At 52.9% G+C, this 20,729-nt stretch carries 15 protein-coding genes and 1 pseudogene; 10 read left to right on the top strand and 6 right to left on the bottom strand.

The window, feature by feature from the left end; all coding sequences use genetic code 11:
- Window positions 1–15: 15 nt before the first annotated feature.
- Window positions 16–966 (bottom strand): thioredoxin-disulfide reductase, encoded by a 951-nt coding sequence (gene trxB, locus GZH47_RS12385; protein WP_162640368.1) that lies wholly within the window; start codon window positions 964–966, stop codon window positions 16–18.
- A gap of 170 nt (window positions 967–1,136) precedes the next feature.
- Here trxB and GZH47_RS12380 point away from each other — a divergent pair, with 170 nt between their 5' ends.
- From GZH47_RS12380 to GZH47_RS12365, 5 genes and pseudogenes are all read left to right on the top strand, one after another.
- Complete coding sequence (locus tag GZH47_RS12380) at window positions 1,137–1,751, top strand: NAD(P)-dependent oxidoreductase (protein ID WP_162640367.1); 615 nt, start codon at window positions 1,137–1,139, stop codon at window positions 1,749–1,751.
- Window positions 1,752–1,865: 114 nt separating this feature from the next.
- Window positions 1,866–2,738: a UTP--glucose-1-phosphate uridylyltransferase GalU gene (galU, locus tag GZH47_RS12375; protein WP_162640366.1), complete on the top strand. Its 873-nt coding sequence runs from the start codon at window positions 1,866–1,868 to the stop codon at window positions 2,736–2,738.
- Window positions 2,739–2,800: 62 nt separating this feature from the next.
- Window positions 2,801–3,775, top strand: a complete 975-nt coding sequence (locus tag GZH47_RS12370) for a hypothetical protein (protein ID WP_162640365.1) — start codon at window positions 2,801–2,803, stop codon at window positions 3,773–3,775.
- 218 nt (window positions 3,776–3,993) lie between these two features.
- A pseudogene (gene araD, locus GZH47_RS34090) lies at window positions 3,994–4,133 on the top strand (L-ribulose-5-phosphate 4-epimerase); the annotation flags it as partial.
- Window positions 4,134–4,228: 95 nt separating this feature from the next.
- Window positions 4,229–5,908: a ribulokinase gene (locus GZH47_RS12365; RefSeq protein WP_162640364.1), complete on the top strand. Its 1,680-nt coding sequence runs from the start codon at window positions 4,229–4,231 to the stop codon at window positions 5,906–5,908.
- Between the two features lie 1,202 nt (window positions 5,909–7,110).
- Here the strand turns inward: GZH47_RS12365 and GZH47_RS33845 are convergent.
- The 3 genes from GZH47_RS33845 to GZH47_RS12350 form a co-directional block, all read right to left on the bottom strand.
- Window positions 7,111–7,980, bottom strand: coding sequence for a hypothetical protein (locus tag GZH47_RS33845; protein ID WP_192043603.1), 870 nt, complete (start codon window positions 7,978–7,980; stop codon window positions 7,111–7,113).
- 116 nt (window positions 7,981–8,096) lie between these two features.
- Window positions 8,097–10,307, bottom strand: a complete 2,211-nt coding sequence (locus GZH47_RS12355; protein WP_162640363.1) for a methyl-accepting chemotaxis protein — start codon at window positions 10,305–10,307, stop codon at window positions 8,097–8,099.
- A gap of 436 nt (window positions 10,308–10,743) precedes the next feature.
- A complete protein-coding gene (locus GZH47_RS12350) occupies window positions 10,744–11,355 on the bottom strand; it encodes a superoxide dismutase (RefSeq protein WP_162640362.1) in 612 nt (203 codons plus the stop codon).
- Between the two features lie 264 nt (window positions 11,356–11,619).
- Between GZH47_RS12350 and rfbC the strand changes: the two genes are divergently transcribed.
- The 3 genes from rfbC to rfbD are packed head-to-tail and all read left to right on the top strand — an operon-like array spanning window position 11,620 to window position 14,085.
- Window positions 11,620–12,177 carry a dTDP-4-dehydrorhamnose 3,5-epimerase gene (rfbC, locus tag GZH47_RS12345; RefSeq protein ID WP_162640361.1) on the top strand — a complete coding sequence of 186 codons (558 nt, stop codon included), beginning with the start codon at window positions 11,620–11,622 and terminating at the stop codon, window positions 12,175–12,177.
- Window positions 12,178–12,184: 7 nt separating this feature from the next.
- Entirely contained in the window at window positions 12,185–13,219 is a 1,035-nt protein-coding gene (rfbB, locus tag GZH47_RS12340; protein WP_162640360.1) for a dTDP-glucose 4,6-dehydratase, read from the top strand.
- Window positions 13,216–14,085, top strand: a complete 870-nt coding sequence (gene rfbD, locus GZH47_RS12335) for a dTDP-4-dehydrorhamnose reductase (RefSeq protein ID WP_225446462.1) — start codon at window positions 13,216–13,218, stop codon at window positions 14,083–14,085. Before rfbB ends, rfbD begins: the two co-directional genes overlap by 4 nt.
- Window positions 14,086–14,220: 135 nt before the next feature.
- Here the strand turns inward: rfbD and GZH47_RS12330 are convergent, their stop codons facing one another.
- Window positions 14,221–15,804, bottom strand: a complete 1,584-nt coding sequence (locus tag GZH47_RS12330; protein ID WP_162640359.1) for an S-layer homology domain-containing protein — start codon at window positions 15,802–15,804, stop codon at window positions 14,221–14,223.
- Window positions 15,805–15,940: 136 nt separating this feature from the next.
- Entirely contained in the window at window positions 15,941–18,385 is a 2,445-nt protein-coding gene (locus GZH47_RS12325) for an O-antigen ligase family protein (RefSeq protein WP_162640358.1), read from the bottom strand.
- Window positions 18,386–18,641: 256 nt separating this feature from the next.
- On the opposite strand from GZH47_RS12325, the gene GZH47_RS12320 reads away from it, so the two are divergent.
- Both GZH47_RS12320 and GZH47_RS12315 read left to right on the top strand, forming a co-directional pair.
- Window positions 18,642–19,436 (top strand): ABC transporter permease, encoded by a 795-nt coding sequence (locus GZH47_RS12320; protein ID WP_162640357.1) that lies wholly within the window; start codon window positions 18,642–18,644, stop codon window positions 19,434–19,436.
- A gap of 12 nt (window positions 19,437–19,448) precedes the next feature.
- Window positions 19,449–20,729 (top strand): ABC transporter ATP-binding protein, encoded by a 1,281-nt coding sequence (locus tag GZH47_RS12315; RefSeq protein WP_162640356.1) that lies wholly within the window; start codon window positions 19,449–19,451, stop codon window positions 20,727–20,729.

Below are 20,729 nucleotides of genomic sequence, written 5' to 3'. Positions count from 1 at the left end.
AATAAGATAGATTACTTACACTTCTACGGTCTGTGCTTGCTGTGCCCGCCAGGCTTCGAAATCGTGCTCGCAGTCCAGCGCCGCCATGCAGCCGCTGCCCGCCGCCGTTATGGCTTGGCGATACTGGCGGTCTTGAACGTCGCCGCAGGCGTAAACGCCCGGAATGTTCGTTCTTGAGGTGCCGGGCTGAACGACTACGTAGCCCAGCTCGTCGGTCGTTACTTGGCCGCCGAGGAAGGACGTGTTCGGCGTATGGCCGATTGCGACGAATACGCCGTCGGCTTCCAGCAGCTGCTCTTCGCCGGTCGCATTGTCGCGCACCCGCAGGCCGCGCAGGCCTTGTTCGCCGGCTTCCACTTCAAGCGGCGTTACGCCGAGGCTCCAAGCGATTTTCTCGTTCGCCCGCGCCCGGTCCTGCATGATCTTGGACGCGCGCATTTCTTCGCGGCGGTGAACGAGGCGCACCTCGGAGGCGAAGCGGGTCAGGAACCCGGCTTCCTCCATCGCGGAGTCGCCGCCGCCGACGACGATGATCTTCTTCCCGCGGAAGAAGAAGCCGTCGCAGGTCGCGCAGGTGCTCACGCCCCGGCCCACATTGTCACGCTCGCCAGGGATACCCATATATTTTGCCGAAGCGCCCGTCGAAATAATCACGGCTCCGGCAGTAAGCACGTTTCCGTTCTCGAGCGTCAGCTTGAACGGACGCTCGGACAGGTCGGCGGTCTGCACCCAGCCTGTCTGGAAGCGGGCGCCGAAGCGCTGAGCCTGCTCGCGCATGTTCGCCATGAGCTCGGAGCCGAGCACGCCGTCGGGGAAGCCGGGAAAGTTCTCGACCTCCGTCGTCGTCGTCAATTGGCCGCCGGGCTGCGGCCCTTCGAGCACAAGCGGGCTATAGCCTGCGCGGGCTAGATAAATGGCTGCGGTCAATCCGGCAGGACCGGTACCGACAATGATCATATTTTCCATGGGTGATCCCCTTCCTCTCGTTAACCTCGGTATTTGAATATGAAACGGAACAGCTAGATAATAATTATTTCTAGATTAAAATTATTATAAATAAGAGGAATTGTCAAGCGTTATTGCTTCCAATCATTGGCCGTGTTACGTTAGCTTCATTAGGAAGGTGGCGCACGAAAATGAGGATCGTTGTGTTCGGTGCCGGGGGAAGAACAGGCCGCTTCGTCGTGGAACAGGCGTTGGATCAAGGGCATATCGTGACGGCTTTTTTGCGCCGGCCGCATCGTTTGGGATTGACCCATGCCCGATTGTTCTTCGCGCAGGGCGACGCTCGCGACGGCGAAGCGGCCGCTGCGGCCATCGCGGGTCAGGATGCGGTCATCTCCTGTCTGGGGACGAAAGGGCTGGGCAGCACGACGCTCCTCTCGGAGACGGCAGAACGCATCATCGCGGGCATGCAGCTTCACGGCGTGACTCGGATCGGCTACCTGGCTTCTGCCGGCATCGATCATGAAATTCCCGGCTTCGCCGGATTCGCCGCCCAGAAGCTGCTGCGGAACGTGCTCGCCGATCATCGCCGCGCCGCGGATGCGCTGGCAGCCAGCGGCCTGGATTGGACGATCGCGCGTCCGATGCGGCTTGCCGGCCAGCGGCTGCGGGGCGCTTATTTGGAAGCAAGGCAGGGCGTTCCGCAAGGCAAGGCGAGGATATCGCGGGCGGACGTGGCGCATTTTCTGCTCCGCTGCCTAACGGATCCGTTGTACAGCAGGCAGTCGATCGGACTCAGCTATTGATGAGTTATTGATGAGCTATTGATGAGTATTAATTAGCTATTATTGAACGTTTATTTGGCACGCCGTATAAAACAAGACATTCTGGCAAAAACAGAAAAGAGGACAGATATGGCAATGACACACAAACGAGTTCGAAAGGCCATTATACCGGCAGGCGGGCTCGGCACGCGTTTTCTTCCGGCAACGAAGGCACAGCCGAAAGAAATGCTGCCGATCATCGACAAGCCGGCGATTCAGTATATCGTCGAGGAGGCAGTGGCTTCCGGTATCGAAAGCATCATGATCGTGACCGGCCGCAACAAACGGGCGATCGAGGACCATTTCGACAAGTCGTTCGAATTGGAAGCGGAGCTTGAAGCGAACGGCAAAGCAGAGATGCTGGAGCTGGTGCGGAGCATTTCGCATATGGCGGAAATCGTCTACATCCGGCAGGGCGCGCCGCTTGGTCTCGGCCATGCGGTGTTGTGCGCGCGCCGCTTCGTCGGGGACGAGCCTTTCGCCGTGCTGCTAGGCGACGATATTTTGCAAGGCGGACGTGCCGCGCTCGCGCAGATGATCGAGCTGTACGAGGAGCGTCAGTCGTCGGTCGTGGCCGTTATGGAGGTTCCTTGGGACCAAACGGACAAATACGGGATCGTTGATTTGGCTGATAACGGCGACGGACGGCTGCGCGGGCTCGTAGAGAAGCCTTCCATCGGCGAAGCGCCTTCCAACTTGGCCATTGTCGGCAGATACGTGCTTGAGCCGGAGATTTTCGAGCTGCTTGAGCGGGCCGAGCCCGGCAAGGGCGGGGAGATTCAGTTGACGGACAGCCTGCAGCGGCTTAACGTGACGCGTCCGATCAGCGCCTTCCGGTTCGAGGGCCAGCGTTACGACGTCGGGGACAAGCTCGGCTTCGTTCAGGCGACGATCGATCTCGCGCTGCGACGCGGGGATCTGTCCGACGACGTGCGGCGGTATATGATCGAACGGTTGAAACAGGAATAAGCCGACGGGGCAGTTAGACGCGTTTACCGCATCCTCGTCGGAAGAAGGCGAGGATGTTTGCGTTGGGTATAAAAAGACGAATAAAGAAGATCAAGCGAGCGCTCGCGACGGCGGTCGTTCTTCTGGCGCTTGGCGTTGCGGCTGGCTATTGGATGAGCGGCTACGCGAAGCGCGGCCTCCCGGTTACGGCAGTGGAATCGGGGAACCTTCAGGACCGTCCCGCCCATAGCGGAATGATGGACATGGAGCAAGAAGGCGGCGAAGGAGAATCCGCCGCCGGCGCAATGGACGAGCATGACGGGGCGATGAACATGGACATGCCGGCGAATGCCGATGGCGCGGACGGCGCGCAGTGGGTATGGCCTGCCGGCGTGCCGGAAGCCGGGGAAACGGGCAAGCTGCGCGTGACGATTACGGGGAAAGACGGCAAGCCGGACGCCGGACTTCAAATCAATCACGAGAAGAAGCTGCATCTGATCGTCGTCAGCGAAGGACTGTCGACGTTTATGCACATGCATCCCGTGGAGACGGCGGAGCAAGGCGTATTCGATGCGAGCGTCACGTTCCCGGCCGCCGGGCGGTATGAGCTGATCGCGGATTTCAAGACGCCGGACGGCAGCCAGCAATGGCAGAGCACTTGGGTGCAGACGGGCGGCGCATCCGGTAAGCGTCAAGCGGAGCCGGCGCTGGCTGCGGATCAGCAGCTGACGCGCGCCGCGGACGGAATGGCGGTCAGCTTGGCGTTCGACAAGGCCCCGAAGGCCGGCGAATCGGCCGCGCTGACCTTCAGCTTCGCCGATCAAGCGACAGGCAGTCCCGTGCGTGATTTGCAGCCGTATCTAGGCGCTGCCGGGCATGTGGTCATTTTGGACGCCGAAGCGAAGCATTATCTTCACGTGCATGCGATGGATGATCCGGGCGGACCGACGGCGATGTTCCATACGACGTTCCCGTCGTCGGGCTTGTATAAGATATGGGGACAGTTCCAGCGCAAAGGACGCATCGTCACGGTTCCTTTCGTCGTCAAGGTAGGTTAGGCTGCCGCTTCCCAACAGAATAGGAAAGGCAAATGAGCCGTTCACGGGGCGTTATCGTTCCGATGAACGGTTTTTTTATGCCCGCTGGGTTTCGAGGAACGGTAATTCATGGTAAATTGCCTTCGCGGTAGTCTGGTTGAGGCACGTTGTGCAATGGTATGCTCGTATGTACGTACAAGTTAACCCTATGCTATATGAAAGGGAGAATGCTCATGCGGGTTCATAATGCCGTCGTCGTCGAGCAAGTCGCGAAGATGGCGCTTCGAACGTTCCAATTGTACAGCCGATGGACCGGCATTTGCTGGACCGCCACTGTTTGCGCGAGCACGGGATTAACGCGTATTACGGGCAAAAGTAAACCGATCGTTTTGCCGCATCCAAGCAGCTACCCGTTTCAACTTGTACGACTAGGACGTATAAACATAGCAGCCCATCATTGGAAGGAGCCAAATCATGACTCATAAATATGCGATCGGTGTGGACTACGGTACGGAATCGGGGCGTGCGGTGCTTGTCCGCTTGTCCGACGGCGCTGAAATTGCGGAGCATGTCACGCCATACCGCCATAATGTTATTGATGAACGTTTGCCTGAAAGCGGTTTAAAGCTGGAGCACGACTGGGCATTGCAGCATCCCCGCGACTATATCGAGGTGCTGGAGCAGTCCGTGCCGGCCGTTGTGCGGGAATCCGGCATTGAGCCGGTGGAGATAATCGGTCTCGGCATCGATTTCACGGCATGCACGATGCTGCCGATCGACGAAGCGGGACAGCCGCTTTGTTTCGACCCGGCCTACATTCAGAATCCGCACAGCTGGGTGAAGCTGTGGAAGCATCACGCGGCGCAGGACGAAGCCAACCGGATTAACGAAACGGCGGCGGCGCGCGGCGAACGTTTTCTCTCCCGCTACGGCGGCAAAATCTCTTCCGAATGGATGCTCGCGAAAGCGTGGCAGATTCTGAACGAAGCGCCGGACATTTACGAGACGGCCGATCAATTCGTCGAAGCGGCGGATTGGGTCGTAGGCCAAATGACGGGTAATATCGTGCGCAACAGCTGCACGGCAGGCTATAAAGCAGTCTGGCACAAGCAGGACGGCTATCCGAACCGCGAATATCTGAAGGCGCTTGATCCGCGTCTGGCAGATTTGGCGGAAACGAAGCTGCGGGGCGACGTACTGCCTTTGGGCACCAAAGCAGGCGAGCTGACGCCGGATATGGCGTCACGCATGGGGCTGGTCGCCGGCACCTCGATCGCAGTCGGCAACGTGGACGCGCACGCGGCTGTTCCGGCCGTAGGCGTCGTAACGCCGGGCAAGCTGGTCATGGCCATGGGCACCTCGATCTGCCATCTGCTGCTCGGCTCCGAGGAGAAACAGGTCGAAGGCATGTGCGGCGTCGTTGAAGACGGCATCATTCCTGGCTATTTCGGATACGAAGCGGGGCAATCCGCGGTCGGGGATATTTTCGCCTGGTACGTCGACGAGGCTGTTCCCGCTTATGTGGCCGAAGCGGCGCAGAACGAAGGCGTGAACGTGCATGAATGGCTGGAAAAGCACGCTTCCGGGCTGAACGCCGGCGAATCCGGCCTGCTGGCGCTGGATTGGTGGAACGGCAACCGTTCCGTGCTCGTCGATACGGACTTGACGGGCGTAATCCTCGGCCTGACGCTGCTGTCCAAGCCGCAGGAAGTATATCGCGCGCTGCTCGAAGCGACGGCGTTCGGCACGCGCAAGATCATCGAGGCTTTCCACGGCAACGGCGTGGAAGTGAACGAGCTGTACGCTTGCGGCGGATTGCCGCAGAAGAACCGCCTGCTCATGCAAATCTACGCGGACGTCACGAACCGCGAGATCAAGATCGCGGCCTCCAAGCAGACGACTGCCCTAGGCGCGGCGATGTTCGGCGCAGTCGCGGCCGGTGCGGCCAAAGGCGGATACGACAACGTCGTGGATGCCGCAGCCGCAATGGCGCGCGTCCGCGAAGAGACGTTCAAGCCGATCGCGGCGAACGTTGCGGTGTACGACAAGCTGTACGCCGAATACAATCTGCTGCATGATTATTTGGGCCGCGGCGCGAACGATGTAATGAAACGGCTGAAAGCGATCAAGGAAGAAGCGAGCTCGCACGCGTAATGCGATTAACGGATCAGCGCTGACGCTGAAGCGCTGCGATTCAATGCGCCGACGGCATAACCGGCAGAAGAGCTTGACCTTTAGGAACGCGAGAAAGCCCGCCGGCCGGCGGGCTTTCTCGCGTTCTGGCGAGCGAATGATATGGCACGCAGGTATTAGGCTGCGAGGTGTCGGGTTGAGTATTGAACTTGGAGCTTCGGTATACGCAATTGGACTGGCGTGAACACGGCTAGTAGATAAGGACAAACGCGCCAGGACTAACTAGTGTGCACGCAGAGCAAGCACGCATCCAACAGAGCTAGCACGAACCCAACAGAGCAAGCACACATCCAATAGAGCTAGCACGCATCCAACAGAATTAGCACGCATCCAACAGAGCTAGCACGAACCCAACAGAACTAGCACGAATTCCACACAAGCTCTAACGCAACGTACAAACCTTATGGTTGGGTTTCGAGGCTCGTTAAGATTCTTGCCAATCCAACACACGCTATTCCATGCGAACGTTTCAATTTCGCTCGAATTCTGTCCGTCTTGCTTTAATAAGCTTCCTTGGATTCGTTAGAATTCGAAAGAACGCAAAAATTCATCATATTAGCGTGAACGCAGAGTTAGTAAGAACCCCACACAAGCTCTAACGCACCGTACAAACATTATTGTTGGATATCGGAGCTCGTTGGGATTCTTACGAATCCTATACGCGCTATTCCGTGCCAACATGCCAATTTCGCTCGAATTCCGTTCGTTTTGCTTTAATAAGCTTCCCTCGATTCGTTAGAATTCAAAAGGTCGCTAAAACCGCCAAATAACGCTTATTGGGTTCGTTACTGTGGATGGCTGAATAGCTCTGGTCGCTCCTTCTCGTTGTGCAGGCTGAGAGATTGGCTATTGAAGCAGGTAGTTGAATACAATGCTGGGAGGCTGCTGGGTTCGAGGAATGCGCAACAGCCATCCTCGGCCGATTCTGGTAAAGGGTATGCGCAACAGCCATCCTCGGCCGATTCTGGTAAAGGGTGAACGCGCAACAGCCATCCCCGTCCGATTCTGGTGAAGGGTGAACGCACAACGGCCTTCTACGTCCGATTCTGGCGAAGGAGAACGCGCAACAGCCTTCTTCGTCCGATTCTGGCAAAGGAGGAACGCGCAACAACCCTCTCCGTCCGGTTCTGGCGGAGAGGGCTGCACTTCTGTTTGAAGAGAATTTATTGTTGGTCTTCCTCTTCGAGGCGCTGCAGCTCCTCGAAGTTGTTCTCGACGAGTCCGGACAGCTGCTGCGCATCCCACTCGTTGCCGCGAAGTACGCGAACGAAGAGCTCGAGCCCGACGACGTCGCGGTTTTGGACTGGCAGGTTCAGCAACGTTTGCGGGATCGGTCGTCCATTGAGACGCAGGATGACTTCCACGTTGCCTGCGATTACGATACCGTTCACGGAAACGATGCGGCCGTTATTGTTGATGCGGACGACGCCCGTGAAGGCAAGCGCCTGGCCGATGCTCATGCCAGGGAAATGCCGGATCGGATAGGAATTCGTGATCCAAGGATAGAAATTTCCGCCGTTAATGAATACCGTGACGAAGCCGAACTGCGGCGGGAATGGTCCAGGTCCGGGAATCGGAATCGGAATCGGAATAGGGAACGGTCCGGGACCAGGGAATGGCGGTGGGGGGAACCCGGGTCCGCCAGGGAATGGCGGTGGAGGAAATCCAGGTCCGCCGCCCGGACCGCCGGGGAATCCAGGTCCGCCGGGACCGCCGGGGAACCCAGGTCCGCCGCCCGGACCGCCGGGGAACCCAGGGCCACCGCCCGGACCACCGGGGAATCCAGGTCCGCCAGGACCACCGGGGAACCCGGGACCACCCGGACCGCCGGGGAATCCAGGACCTCCAGGTCCGCCACCCGGACCGCCGGGGCCGCCAGGACCGCCAGGGAACATGCCGCCACCTGGTGCGCCTGGCATCATGCCCCCGCCGGGAAGGCCGGGGAACATCCGAGGGCCGCCGCAGCCGCAATCTTTATACCGCTCGAAGTAACCTTCAGGTGCGCCTTGCACGTAGTAATACTTATATTTCATGAATCGGACTCCTTTGCGCTGAACAAGGATGGGTGAATATCTCGGTTCAGCTTATGCGGCAGGAGCCTATCCCGTGTCGATTCGAATGCGATCTTCGCGCGTGACCGCCATCTCCCTTACCGGCGCCGTGCTTCGTTTAATCTGAATTGCCCGACGAGCTGCTGCAGGAACGCCGAAATCGCCTCCACCTGGTTGGAGGTATGGCGGACATGCATGAAGTCGCCGAGCAGCTCCTGCACGTTGCCTTCCACTTCCGTCGATATTCGGCGGTTCTGTTTGCTGACAAGCGCGATTTTCTCCATAATGGCGACAACCTCGTCGATGACTTGCGATTTCAATGATTCATCCTCATGCGTGTTGTGCAAGATTTCCGCTGCCGCGGCGACAAGCGCGGTGCCCTCCGCGACGACCCTCGTACCTTCCGCCATCGTTCCCGTCGCCCGCTGCGCGTTCGCGTAGATATGTTGAACGATGCCGTGCACTTCTTCCGTCGATGTGCGCGTCGAATCCGCCAGCTTCTTGATTTCGGCGGCCACGACGGCGAAGCCTCTGCCTTGCTCGCCCACCCGTGCCGCTTCGATGGAAGCATTAAGCGCCAGCAGATGCGTTTGCGCCGATATTTCTTCGATGACGCCGAGCACGCTGCGGATTTCGTCCGTCGTCACCATGAACGCTTCGATGGAGCGGTTCGTCTCCGACACGCGGTCCGCGATTTGCTGCATTTTGTCCCCGATCCGCACAAGCTCTCCCTGCGCGACGCCGATGTTCGCGGATGCCTTGCCTTCCAGCAACTTCAGCGTTTCCCGCATTTCGCCGGCAGCGTCCTTCGCGATGTCGATATCCTTCAGCTGGCTGCGGATGCCGAGAATCATGTCATTGATTCTGCCGCTTACCCTTTCCGTCGTGCCGGCGGTGGCGCCCGTCGTCTCGAGCAGCACCCGCTGGTTGGTCAGCACGTCCGCGGAGGCGAGCTTCACTTGCAGCATGACGCCTTCCAGGGAATCGATCATGTTATTGATCCATTTGGCTAACTCCCGCGTTTCGTCATTGGCGAACGAGTTCGTGTCCAGCCGCTGGGTCAAGTCGCCTTTGCCTTCTGCGTTGATGCGGATGAATTGACTGAGCCGGCGCATCCGACGGGCGGTTTCTCGGTTCCCTCGCCGGTCCAGCGACCCGGCCATTGCCAGGCCAAGCAGCAGATTGACGAGGACGACGATGAGCGCGGAGCCTGCCGCCGGCAGCGAGCTGGTGAACAAGAAATAGGAGAGAGCCCCGCCAAGTACGCCCAGTCCGGTCAGCCAGCCAAGGGAGCGCTTGAATTGCAGCCAGCGGATGCTTCGGATGCGATACACTTCCTCCAGATCGCCTTCGCACATCATCCCCCAAACATCCGGGCAATGCGGCAGCTGAAACGTGACGCCCTTGCCGATGACGGCAATGTGGCGATAGTCGGAATAACCGGGGAACCCGACGAACAGATTGCTCCCATGGTTGATCGTGTTCGCGACGCCGGGATGAAGCTGGCCAGTTGCGGGATCGGTGAATATGAGCTCGAGCTCCGTATGTTCCTTGACGGATACGATGCCCCAGTCCGTGGACACGCCGTCCTTCAAGTTCTCGCCATGGGTAAACGTACGATCCTCGAACCGGCTGCGCGACAAGGCGGTACCCGGCGCGATTCCCGTCAGAAGCCGCGGCTTCGCCATGAACAAATAATTGTCGCCGGAGTCGGGATAGACGTGACCGGATTCGCGTTGGATCGAATCTCCGATGACATCGTTCGGTACGCGGCCGCAGAGTGCCCCGCGCCATTCGCCGCCGCGTTCGATCGGGGCGATGAAGAGCAGCGTCATTTTATCGTGAAAAGAAGACGTGCTCGGTCCGAACTTCAGCGTCCATGGATCGGCGTAAGGCCCGAATAAGCATTTGCGACCCCCTGCGATGCCGTTCGCATAGGTAAGACCGGAAGAGATCGGGCTGCCGGGCGAGCCGTACAGCTCGCCCCGATGGCGGGCGTCCGTCGAGTATGCGACCTTGCCCTCGCCGTCCAGCAGGAAGATTTCGGAGAAATCAACGGCGCGCGTCCTCGTTTCCGCGAACATTCTCTCCAGCATGGCTGCGTCTTGCGTCTCGTGCTGATCGGCGGCCATTTGCGCAAGCAGCCTGTCAAGATGATTCCAATATTCCGTCGTCCAAGCCAGGAGCAGCTCCATCCGCGTATCCGCGATCCCCTCGAAAATCTCCGCGACGTCCGCTTCCGTCTCTGCGTTAAGCTTGTGCGACCACCAAAGCGGCAGTCCCTTCCGAAAACCGAGCCAATCAAACATCAGGCATCACCCAATCTTATGTGTTCTGTTTCAATATGGAAGGAATTATAACATGAAAACACTGTTAAATGGAGAATATTGTCGAATAAATTCCGAAATCCCGGAATAATGTTAGGTAATTAGACACGGAAAGGGCGGCGTGACCCGGGAATGCAGGTTCAGGAGGCGGGGAATAGGAAGAAGGAAACGGGAAGCGGCGAATGGCGAACCGTGATCTGCCGACAGAGGTCCTCGAACGACGTTCGGGACCATGAAGCTAAAGCGGTATAAAACAGGATAAAGCGGTATAAAGCGGGATGAACTAAAATGCGGGAACCTGCTTGCTGCACCGAGAACAGCAAAAGACCCCCGCACCGAAGTGCGAGGGTCTTTCGTGAAGCATGAGACGGTCATTGCCGTGTAGGCGGAGACAGCCTTGTCTTCCGAATAGAGCGTCTTATTTGGCAGCGTCGTAACGTTTGCCGACTTCAGCCCAGTTCACAACGTTCCAGAACGCTGCGATGTAGTCAGGGCGTTTGTTTTGGTAGTTCAGGTAGTAAGCGTGCTCCCAAACGTCAAGACCAAGGATCGGCGTTTCGCCTTCCATGATCGGGCTGTCTTGGTTCGGCAGGCTGTATACTTTCAATTTGCCGTCTTTGCTAACTGCCAGGAACGCCCAGCCGCTGCCGAAACGAGTCGTAGCCGCTTTCGCGAAGTCAGCTTTGAATTGATCGAAGCCGCCCAGTTCGTTTGCGATCGCATCGGCAAGAGCGCCAGTAGGAGCGCCGCCAGCGTTCGGTCCGATAACTTCCCAGAACAGGGAGTGGTTAGCGTGGCCGCCGCCGTTGTTGCGAACTGCAGTACGGATCGCTTCGGGAACGCTGTTCAGATCAGCGATCAAATCTTCGATGGATTTGCTTTGCAGCTCGGGAGCGGATTCCAGAGCGGCGTTCAGGTTCGTAACGTAAGCGTTATGATGACGGTCGTGGTGAATCATCATTGTCGTTTCGTCGATATGCGGTTCAAGAGCGTTGTTTGCGTAAGGCAAAGCGGGCAGTTGATGTGCCATTTGTCAAAAACCTCCTAATAATATGTACTATTTTTCATTTCCATTATCCCTGTTCCTGTCCAATAAATCAACATAAATGTTTGTAAAGTCGGAGGGGCCACATTCATGGAGAAAGCCTGGATTTGCATCGTTTCGAACAGCAGAACATCCTCTAGCATGAACATTTACCCGGATTCCCATACGGTAACAAACTGGGCGGTGTACGAAGCAAAGCGGCCCCCATCGGAATATACATAAGTATGAAGGCAGAAAGGGGTGAGCCATGTGAATGTGAGCAATACGGGATTACCCGGCGTAAAAGTGATCGAACCCGGCTGCTATGAGGATGAGCGCGGTTTCTTCATGGAGAGCTATAACCGTGAACGATTGCTGGCGAACGGAATCGCGCAAGTGTTCCTTCAGGATAATCACTCGCTGTCCGCCTTGCCCGGCACGCTTCGCGGCTTGCACTATCAATTGGAACCCCATGCGCAAACGAAGCTTGTCAGGGTTATCGCGGGAGCTATATTCGATGCCGTGGTCGACATTCGCCGCGGATCGCCGACGTTCGGCCAATGGGAAGGATTCGAGCTGTCGGCGGGCAACAAGAAGCAGCTGCTTGTCCCGCAAGGCTTCGCGCATGGTTTCATTACGCTTGCGGCCAATACGGAAGTGCTCTATAAAGTCGATGCGTACTACTCGCAGCCCCATGATCGCGGCATTGCCTGGGACGATCCGGATATCGGCATCGCCTGGCCGCTTGCGCCATCGGTGCTGTCGGCGAAGGATGCCAAGCATCCGCTGCTCCGCGATGCAGAGATGAATTTTAATTACTCGAGGTGATGACAGCGTGAAAATTCTGATTACGGGCGGAGCGGGCTTCATCGGAAGCAATTTCGTGCATTACATGCGCAAGAAACATCCGTCCTATGATCTCCTGAATGTGGACGCGTTAACGTATGCAGGCAATTTAACCAATCTGGACGGGATTGAACCATCCGAGGGGGGCGGGAGCTATAGGTTCGTTCGCGGGGATATCCGGGACCGGGCCGCAATGGAGCCGTTGTTTCAAGCGGGGGTGGACGCCGTCATAAACTTCGCAGCCGAGTCTCATGTCGACCGGAGCATCGCCCAGCCGGATATTTTCGTGACGACCAACGTCGTCGGCGCGCATACGCTGCTCGACCTGGCGAGAACGTACGGCGTTCGAAAATTCATTCAAATTTCGACAGACGAAGTGTACGGCACGCTGGGCGATTCCGGTCTCTTCGCCGAGTCGACGCCGCTGGCGCCGAACAGTCCCTATTCCGCCAGCAAGGCCGCTGCGGATCTGCTCGTGCGGGCGTATCACGAAACCTACGGCATGGATGTCAATATCACCCGCTGCTCCAACAATTACGGGCCGTACCAGTTTCCGGAGAAGCTCATTCCATTGATGATTTCGCGGGCGCTTCAGGATTTGCCTCTTCCTCTATATGGCGACGGCCTGAACGTGCGCGACTGGCTCTATGTGGAGGATCACTGCAGCGCGGTCGATCTCGTGCTGCACCGCGGGGTTGCGGGAGAAGTCTACAACATCGGCGGCCGGAACGAGCGGACGAATGCGCAGGTCGTGGCGACCATTCTGGAGGCGCTCGGCAAGCCGGCATCGCTGATTGCGCATGTGCCCGATCGTCTTGGCCATGACCGCAGGTACGCGATCGACGCGGACAAAATCCGCGCGGAATTGGGCTGGAAGCCGGAGTTTCCGTATGAGCGGGGCATTCAAGCAACGATCGAATGGTACGTAGGGAACGCGGAATGGATGAATCGTATCACCACGGGGGTCTACCGGAGCATGAACGATGCTGCCGCAGCCGACAACAAGGAGCTGGACGAATCATGACAACGAAACCGATGCGCATCATTGTAACGGGGGCGGACGGCCAGCTCGGCCGGGAGCTCGTCAATCTGCCGGGGCTGGGGGAGCAGGGGATTCAGATCCTCGGCTTCGGCCGCGGCGGGCTGGACGTGACGAGTTTGCAAAGCTGCCGCGAGGCCGTTAAGCGGTATCAGGCGGACGCCGTCATTCACTGCGCGGCTTATACGTCCGTCGATAAGGCGGAGTCAGAGCCGGACGCCGCATTCCGTATCAACGCGGAAGGCTCGCGTAATATTGCGCTTGCGGCTCGGGAATACGGCGCGAAGCTGGTCTGCGTCAGCACCGATTACGTATTCGAAGGGACGGCCTCCCTGCCGTACAAGGAGAGCGACGAGACGAAACCGCGTACCGTATACGGTAAATCCAAGCTTGCCGGAGAGCAAGAGGTTCTGGCGGCAGGCGGGAAGGTATTCATCGTCCGGACATCCTGGGTGTACGGCAAGTACGGCCGCAATTTCGTCCAGACGATAGGCGATCTCGCGCGGACCCGCGACGAGATTCAGGTCGTCATGGATCAGATCGGCTCGCCGACGTATACGCTGGATTTGGCCGAATTCCTCATTCAACTCGTTCAGACGAACGAATACGGCATTTACCACGCGACTGGCAGCGGAGTATGCTCCTGGTACCAGTTCGCGCAGGCCATTCTGGAAGAGAGCGGCGTGAAAGGCGTGAAGCTGGTGCCCTGCACGACGGCGGAATTCCCGAGGCCTGCCCGGCGACCGGCCTATTCCGTGCTGCAGCATGGCGAAATTCAGCGCAGGGGACTGAAAGATCTCCGTCATTGGCGGGCGGCGCTCGCGGCTTATAGCGAAGAAATAAAGAAATAGACATGTGAGACGGAAAGGAGGAGCAAGGCTTCCTCTTGCTTCCTTGAATCTTGTAAGCGCTTAAACAATAACGACGAAAAAAGCCTCCACCGAAGTGGAGGCTTTCCTGAAGTTGGATCATGTCATAATACGAGATTATTTAACGAAACCAACATCGCCGAGGAAACGAGCGATCATCGTAGCCGCTTCAGCGCGGTTAGCGTTAGCGTCGCCTACTACCATAGTAGCAGTTTGACCTTTAACGATACCTTCGCTTACAGCAACTGCAACTTCGTCCTTAGCCCAGCCCAGGCTAGCAGCATCTTTAAAGCTTGCCAGTGCTGCGGATAATTGCGCGTCCGTCAGCGTGACATCTTTACCCGCGAATTTGATAGCGCGAGTTACGATAGCAGCCAGTTCCTTACGAGTGATGTTCGCGTTTGGTTTGAAAGTACCATCTTCATAACCCGTGATCAGACCTGCGTTAACCGCCGTAGCGATTGTAGCAGCGTACCACTTGTCGGAAGCGACGTCTTTGAATTTAGAAGTCGAACCGGATACTTCAAGACCCAGTGCACGAACAACCAAAGCTGCAAACTCAGCGCGCGTAATGTTGCGTTTAGGTTCGAACTTAGTAGCGGACGTACCTTTAACGATCAACTTACTTGCGAGAGCTTCAACATCTTTCTGTGCCCAGTTTCCAGCCAGATCCGCGAAGGACACAGCTTTCGCTTGGACTACAGTGTAGATGCTGTTGCCGTTACGTTGCAGGGATGCAATTGTTTGATCATCCGTGGAAGCAAATGTAGTTGGCACGAAGGACAACTCACCTGTTACTGGATTGAACAAAACGCCTACAAGACCTGTCGTATCAGCAGCAACTTCGTTCAGACCGATTGTACGTGTTACGTACTGGCCGAATGTCGTGATCTCTTGTTGTTTGCTTCCAGCAACTGCAATAACTTTGAAGTCGATCGCAGGAGCTACTTGTTTACCACCTGCAGCATAAACTGCGTCAGTGACCTTAGCGGCCGCATCACCAGTCAGCTGTTTCATTTCAACGCGAATTACTAGATCCTTCAGCTCAACCCCTAGGGATTTAGCGAGTTCTTCCAGTTTCAACGCAGCGATTGGCAGAGTGTAGGAAGTGCCATCAGCCATAGCAATGGTGAGGGACTCACCTTTGATCAGGGCATCAGCTGGCAAGAGAACAACATCCGAAGTTGTTGTGATAGAAGCGTTCTTATTGCTTGCAAAGAGATTGCTCAATGCATTACCGTCTACATTACCGTTGCTGTCAACGATACTTCCAGTTCCTGGGAAGAATACGCCACCACCAATGTTGGAGGAAGGGTCATAAACTGTATCCGTAACGGAGCCGGCGTTACCAGGATAGAAGTATTTAAGCGTGTACGGGAAGTATGTAGAGTATGTTGCGTACGTGGCATACGTCGCAGAAGCTACGTCAAAGGAGAATGTATATTTGCCATATGTACCGTAGACGGCATTTGTAGTTCCAAGGAACTTGTTGCCATCACCATAAACATGAACAACTACATTGTTTCCATTGAGCAGCGAGTAAGTAGCATCGTCAACATACACCGTACCAGTTACTGTGCCGTTGTTATAGCTAACGTTTTGAAACGCAGCGGAAGCAAAAGCAAGAACTGGCAAAAGCATCGAAACGATCATCAAGGAAGCAATAAGACCAGCAGTTTTGTTTAACAAAACTTTCGTCATTTTGTATTTCACCTCCTTTCGCGACAAAATAAGACATTACCTGTCGAATCCCCATTATATACTAGTCATGCTAGGAAAGAAAGCCCCTATATTGGAAATTAGTAGATTTATCATAAAAATATGAGAATGTAGCTATCTATTGAATTTTTTTATTTATATCATTCAGGAGATTTGCTTCATTTGGGTCCGCACTAACTAATTTTTTGAATAATTCATCATCGCTTTGTCCAATAGCGTTCAATGATGCAAGATAATAGCGTGTGTTTATTCTTATTCCTGGATCATTCATGTCGCCGGTAATATCGATTTTCAAGAGATTGATCGCTTCTTGATAGTTTTTATTATAGAAATAAATTTGACCAATCGCCTGTCTCATCAGTTGAGATACATCGAATTCGCGGCCTTGCAATTGTTCGGCTGGAAGTGACTTTAGGAGCTCCATCCGATGAACCACTTCATTATACAGCCCCAAAGATCGGTTCCATTCATTATTTGATTGTTGAGAATCAGTAGTTAACACTCGTTGACCGGCTAAATAGTATTCCATTATTGCCGCTTCGTAAAAATTCATATCCCATGGGAAATCTTTAACGCTCTCGTCCAATTTTTGCAATACTTTGTCATATTGTCCCTCGTCTTTTAAGTAACGATAGGTGTACAACATTAATGAACGATTATAGGGTTCAAAAGGTTGCAGTTGATTTAGCAATCGATTATATTCCTGCCTATATGAGGCATCATGCGTGGAATCAAATGCCTGCTGCATCCAATCCATTTTTCTTAACGTGTAGTCGGGATCATCCGGAGCTATTTTAATAGCTCGGTCGATATATGGAAGCAGTTCACTTAAAGGCTTATTCTCGTTAGTTGCAAGATCTACGGCATGCTGATAATTCAGATTTGCGCTATATTCGCGATAGGACCAGATGATTAATATAATAGCTAGCATTGAAATTGAAACGGGATAAAGGAAGCGCCACTTCATATGTTTATATCGCTCGAATACAAGGATTTTCAACTCCCCTTGCGCCGGAGCGAGCATCGCCCCCAAACAGAGAAAAACAATTACGGCAAGATAGCCGTAGCTCATGTCGAAATCTAACGAACTGTGAACAAGAATAGATAGCGATACGATGAAAAATACAAATTGATTGCTTCGTTGACTAGGATTCTTAATGTATGCCCGTATGAATAGGGCGTAGACTGCTGCAAGAAAAGCGATTAGAACGATAAGACCTAGCCAGCCGGTTTCAACGAGTGTTTGCAAAAAGAAGCTGTGCGCCTGTCTGCTTGTGTATGGGTTATTTTGATATTTCTCGTATATTACCGACCAAGCTCCGCCTCCTGCGCCGAATAGAGGGTAATCTGCAGCGGCTTTTATAGCATCTTTATAAAAAGTTTCACGTTCAAGCACGCTATTTTGTTCCAAGTTGATGCTATCAAGCCGGGATGCGATATTGTCGGGTAGCAAGCTCCTGACGCTGCTGCTTGAAAGGACAAGTGCGGCAGCCAACGCTCCAATGATTACGAAGAGAGCAGGAATGGCAACATGTGACCATTTCGTATTATTAAGTTTAGTGGTTTTGTCATCAAGCCAATCCGACAGTTTAGAATGAATAAGAGTGCTAACTGCAGTAAGGAGAACAGATACGCCAATTAGGAGCCCCCATCCTTCAAACGGGAGATGGTTCCAGAAGGAAAGCGTATTATTGTGGCCTGATGCAGGTTGTAGGATGCTGGAAATACTGTTGGATACCATTGTGATTTTACCCAGGATTGCAAATGATGAAACGATTGCTATGAGCATGTATATTAAGTATCTTAATTGTTTTCCTGGTCGAAGGAAAAGGAGAATGATTAGGACGAGAATAGGAATAAAGACGAGAGCTGCCCGGGAGTAGGTAAGCATGAATGAAATCCATATTGGGACAAGCATGAAAAGATGCAAAGCTCTCCAGTACCATTTAGTTGCATTTACAGCTGAGAAAACGCCTGCCAAGAATAGAGCAGTTAATAAAGCCGCATATGAGTTAGGGTACTGGAAAACAGAAGTGAGTCGATAGCCTGTACTGGATAACCACAAAGCTTGGGGGGAAGTAGCCTGTCCGAACAAATTCATTAATCCATAAATGACAATCATGTACCCGGAAAGTTGTAAGGTCAGCTCAATGATCTTGCCATGCAGGTTTTTCTCTGCGAAATACATACCGACTAAGAAGAAGACAGCTAACATAAATTCAAGAAGCAGCATAATCTTGGCACTATGTACCGAAACCGCGTTCCAATAGGGAATGAAATACATGATCGGAAGAAGGAACACAAGTACAGAAAGTAATGTCCGATAGTCTGTAATTTCCCACGTTTTCAACAATCTGATCCCTATGACAAGCAGGAGCACGAAAGCATATACAAACGATTCGAGAAGTGGAGCTTCAAAACTAAATGAGAAACCATTGAAGAGAGCGATTTGGAACGGGAATATAAATAAGAATAGGACTACGGCGGCTAGTATGAACCATTCCAGAAGAGATATATCTGAAACGATCTTTTTTTTTGAATTCGACAAATCTTTCGTTTTCAATTGTAGTGCTCCTTTGTTTAAGTGATCTCGTTCCTCTTAAAGTATGTAGGTAATATTCTAACAAATAATGTATAGCAATGCTATACAAAGGAAGAGCGTGATAGACGACCATTGAAATTTATCATGTTCTGGAAAGATAAGTAGAGACATAATTTCTCTCCATATGAAAAGTATTTGACTTAAGAATAGTGTTTAATTTTGTCGAAGCTGGTATAATGTTAGGAAGTTCTGAACAATGGTTTAAGGAGTATTGCCCATGGTAACCGGATTTATTAAGGATTTTTTGACTAACCAGCGTTTCATTATGGAGCTTGCAAAGAAAGATTTCAAGACGAGATATCTTGGATCATTTCTTGGTGTTGTTTGGGGTTTCATACAACCGACGATTCAAGTGTTGATTTTCTGGTTTGTGTTTCAGGTAGGCTTTAAGAATATGCCAGTAGATAACTTCCCCTTTATTCTGTGGCTTGCGTCTGCAATGATTCCGTGGTTTTTCATATCAGATAGTATAGCATATGGAACAAATGCGATTATTGAAAACAGTTATCTTGTAAAGAAAGTCGTGTTTCGGGTCAGTGTGCTCCCGATTGTCAAGATATACTCAGCGTTGTTTGTACATATCTTTTTTATATTGTTTTTAATTTTGATGTTTCTTATTTATGGGTATAATCCGACATTGTACTATCTGCAGATATTGTATTATCTCCCATGTATTTTATTGTTTACTCTCGGTGTCACTTGGATCACTTCTTCGTTAAACATTTTTCTTAAAGATATTGGACAGTTGGTAGGTATGTTCATCCAATTTGGTTTTTGGTTAGTTCCGATTTTTTACTCTCTAGACACTGTCCCAGACAAATTTCATTTCATTATGAAATTGAACCCCGCTTATTACTTAGTCGAGGGCTACCGCGATACGTTCATATATCATGTATGGTTCTGGGAACATCCAATGCTTACTCTTAATTTCTGGTTGTCTACATTTGTTCTGTTAGGAGTGGGTACGATTGTATTCAAGAAATTGCGTCCGCACTTCGCAGATGTATTATAAGGGGATGTTGATATGAGTACCCAGCCATCGATTTCGTTAGATCATATATCGAAAATATATAAGTTGTATGACAAGCCAACGGATCGTCTGAAAGAAGCGATTCTCCCCTTTGGACGAAAGTTTCATAAGGATTTTCATGCTATTCGAGACGTGAGCTTCTCGATTGCGCCAAATGAGACTGTAGGAATAATCGGTAAGAATGGTTCTGGCAAATCAACGTTACTAAAGATGATTACGGGAGTATTGACACCAACAAGCGGTAATATGAAAGTGAATGGTTCGATATCTGCCTTGCTTGAGCTAGGAGCAGGATTTAATGCAGAATACACGGGCTTGGAAAATATATATCTGAACGGCACAATTAGTGGTTTCTCGAGAGCACAGATGGATGAGAAGCTGGACAACATATTGTCATTCGCTGACATTGGGGACTTCATTCATCAGCCTGTGAAGATTTATTCGAGCGGAATGTTCGTGCGGCTAGCGTTCGCTGTTGCGATTAACGTAGAGCCCGATATTCTCATTGTGGATGAGGCGTTAAGTGTAGGTGACATGCGATTTCAACAGAAGTGCTTCCGTAAGATCGAAGAAATGAAACAGAGCAAGACGGTGTTATTCGTTTCGCATGATATGGCAACGATTACTAATTATTGCGATAGAGCAATCTGGATTAACGAAGGTGAGCTACTGGAAGACGGACTTCCTTCGGAGTTGGCCAAGCGATATCAAGCTTTCATGATGGGCTCTCGGATTACAAAATCGTCAATCGCAGCAACTACTAACAAGGAAGCTACGCCGGCTATTGCTCAGGATGACATTGATGCTATTCCCGCGAATCTTGATGTGCTTGGAGATAACAAGGCTCGTATTACGGGGATAACGATGTTGGACGCGGTGACGAATGAAAAAACGGCATTGTTCTATCCAGCTCAGGCTGTGAGGGTCATCATCAAAGTTGCTGCGAATGAGCAGATCGAGAATCCTATTATTGGCCTTAGCATTAAGGATCGACTGGGTAATATTGTTGCTGAATGCAATAGCGAGACTAGCTATTCAGAGGTTGCGGAGCTAGATGTGGAGCAAACGGCAAGCTATAGCTTTTCTTTTGATCTCCCGCATCTCAATAAAGGAACTTACACAATTTCTCCTGCGATTGCTTCCGGTACATTGGAGGAACATACGCAGCACAGTTGGGTACATGATGCTTTTGTTTTTCAAGTGTTATCGAACCGAAAGAATGCTCTACAAGGACTGCTCGTACTTGATCACGTAGAGTTCAATCAAATTCAATGA

The organism is Paenibacillus rhizovicinus (assembly GCF_010365285.1).
Taxonomy (GTDB): Bacteria; Bacillota; Bacilli; order Paenibacillales; family Paenibacillaceae; genus Paenibacillus_Z; species Paenibacillus_Z rhizovicinus.
Note: the sequence above shows the minus strand (reverse complement) of the source record. Positions and strands in the feature narration are given on the sequence as shown.

Excerpts from the sequence above, each read along its gene's own strand:
- trxB (WP_162640368.1), bottom strand. The coding sequence starts at position 966 with ATGGAAAATATGATCATTGTCGGTACCGGTCCTGCCGGATTGACCGCA.
- GZH47_RS12380 (WP_162640367.1), top strand. The coding sequence starts at position 1,137 with ATGAGGATCGTTGTGTTCGGTGCCGGGGGAAGAACAGGCCGCTTCGTC.
- galU (WP_162640366.1), top strand. The coding sequence starts at position 1,866 with ATGACACACAAACGAGTTCGAAAGGCCATTATACCGGCAGGCGGGCTC.
- GZH47_RS12365 (WP_162640364.1), top strand. The coding sequence starts at position 4,229 with ATGACTCATAAATATGCGATCGGTGTGGACTACGGTACGGAATCGGGG.
- GZH47_RS33845 (WP_192043603.1), bottom strand. The coding sequence starts at position 7,980 with ATGAAATATAAGTATTACTACGTGCAAGGCGCACCTGAAGGTTACTTC.
- GZH47_RS12355 (WP_162640363.1), bottom strand. The coding sequence starts at position 10,307 with ATGTTTGATTGGCTCGGTTTTCGGAAGGGACTGCCGCTTTGGTGGTCG.
- GZH47_RS12350 (WP_162640362.1), bottom strand. The coding sequence starts at position 11,355 with ATGGCACATCAACTGCCCGCTTTGCCTTACGCAAACAACGCTCTTGAA.
- rfbD (WP_225446462.1), top strand. The coding sequence starts at position 13,216 with ATGACAACGAAACCGATGCGCATCATTGTAACGGGGGCGGACGGCCAG.
- GZH47_RS12330 (WP_162640359.1), bottom strand. The coding sequence starts at position 15,804 with ATGACGAAAGTTTTGTTAAACAAAACTGCTGGTCTTATTGCTTCCTTG.
- GZH47_RS12320 (WP_162640357.1), top strand. The coding sequence starts at position 18,642 with ATGGTAACCGGATTTATTAAGGATTTTTTGACTAACCAGCGTTTCATT.
- GZH47_RS12315 (WP_162640356.1), top strand. The coding sequence starts at position 19,449 with ATGAGTACCCAGCCATCGATTTCGTTAGATCATATATCGAAAATATAT.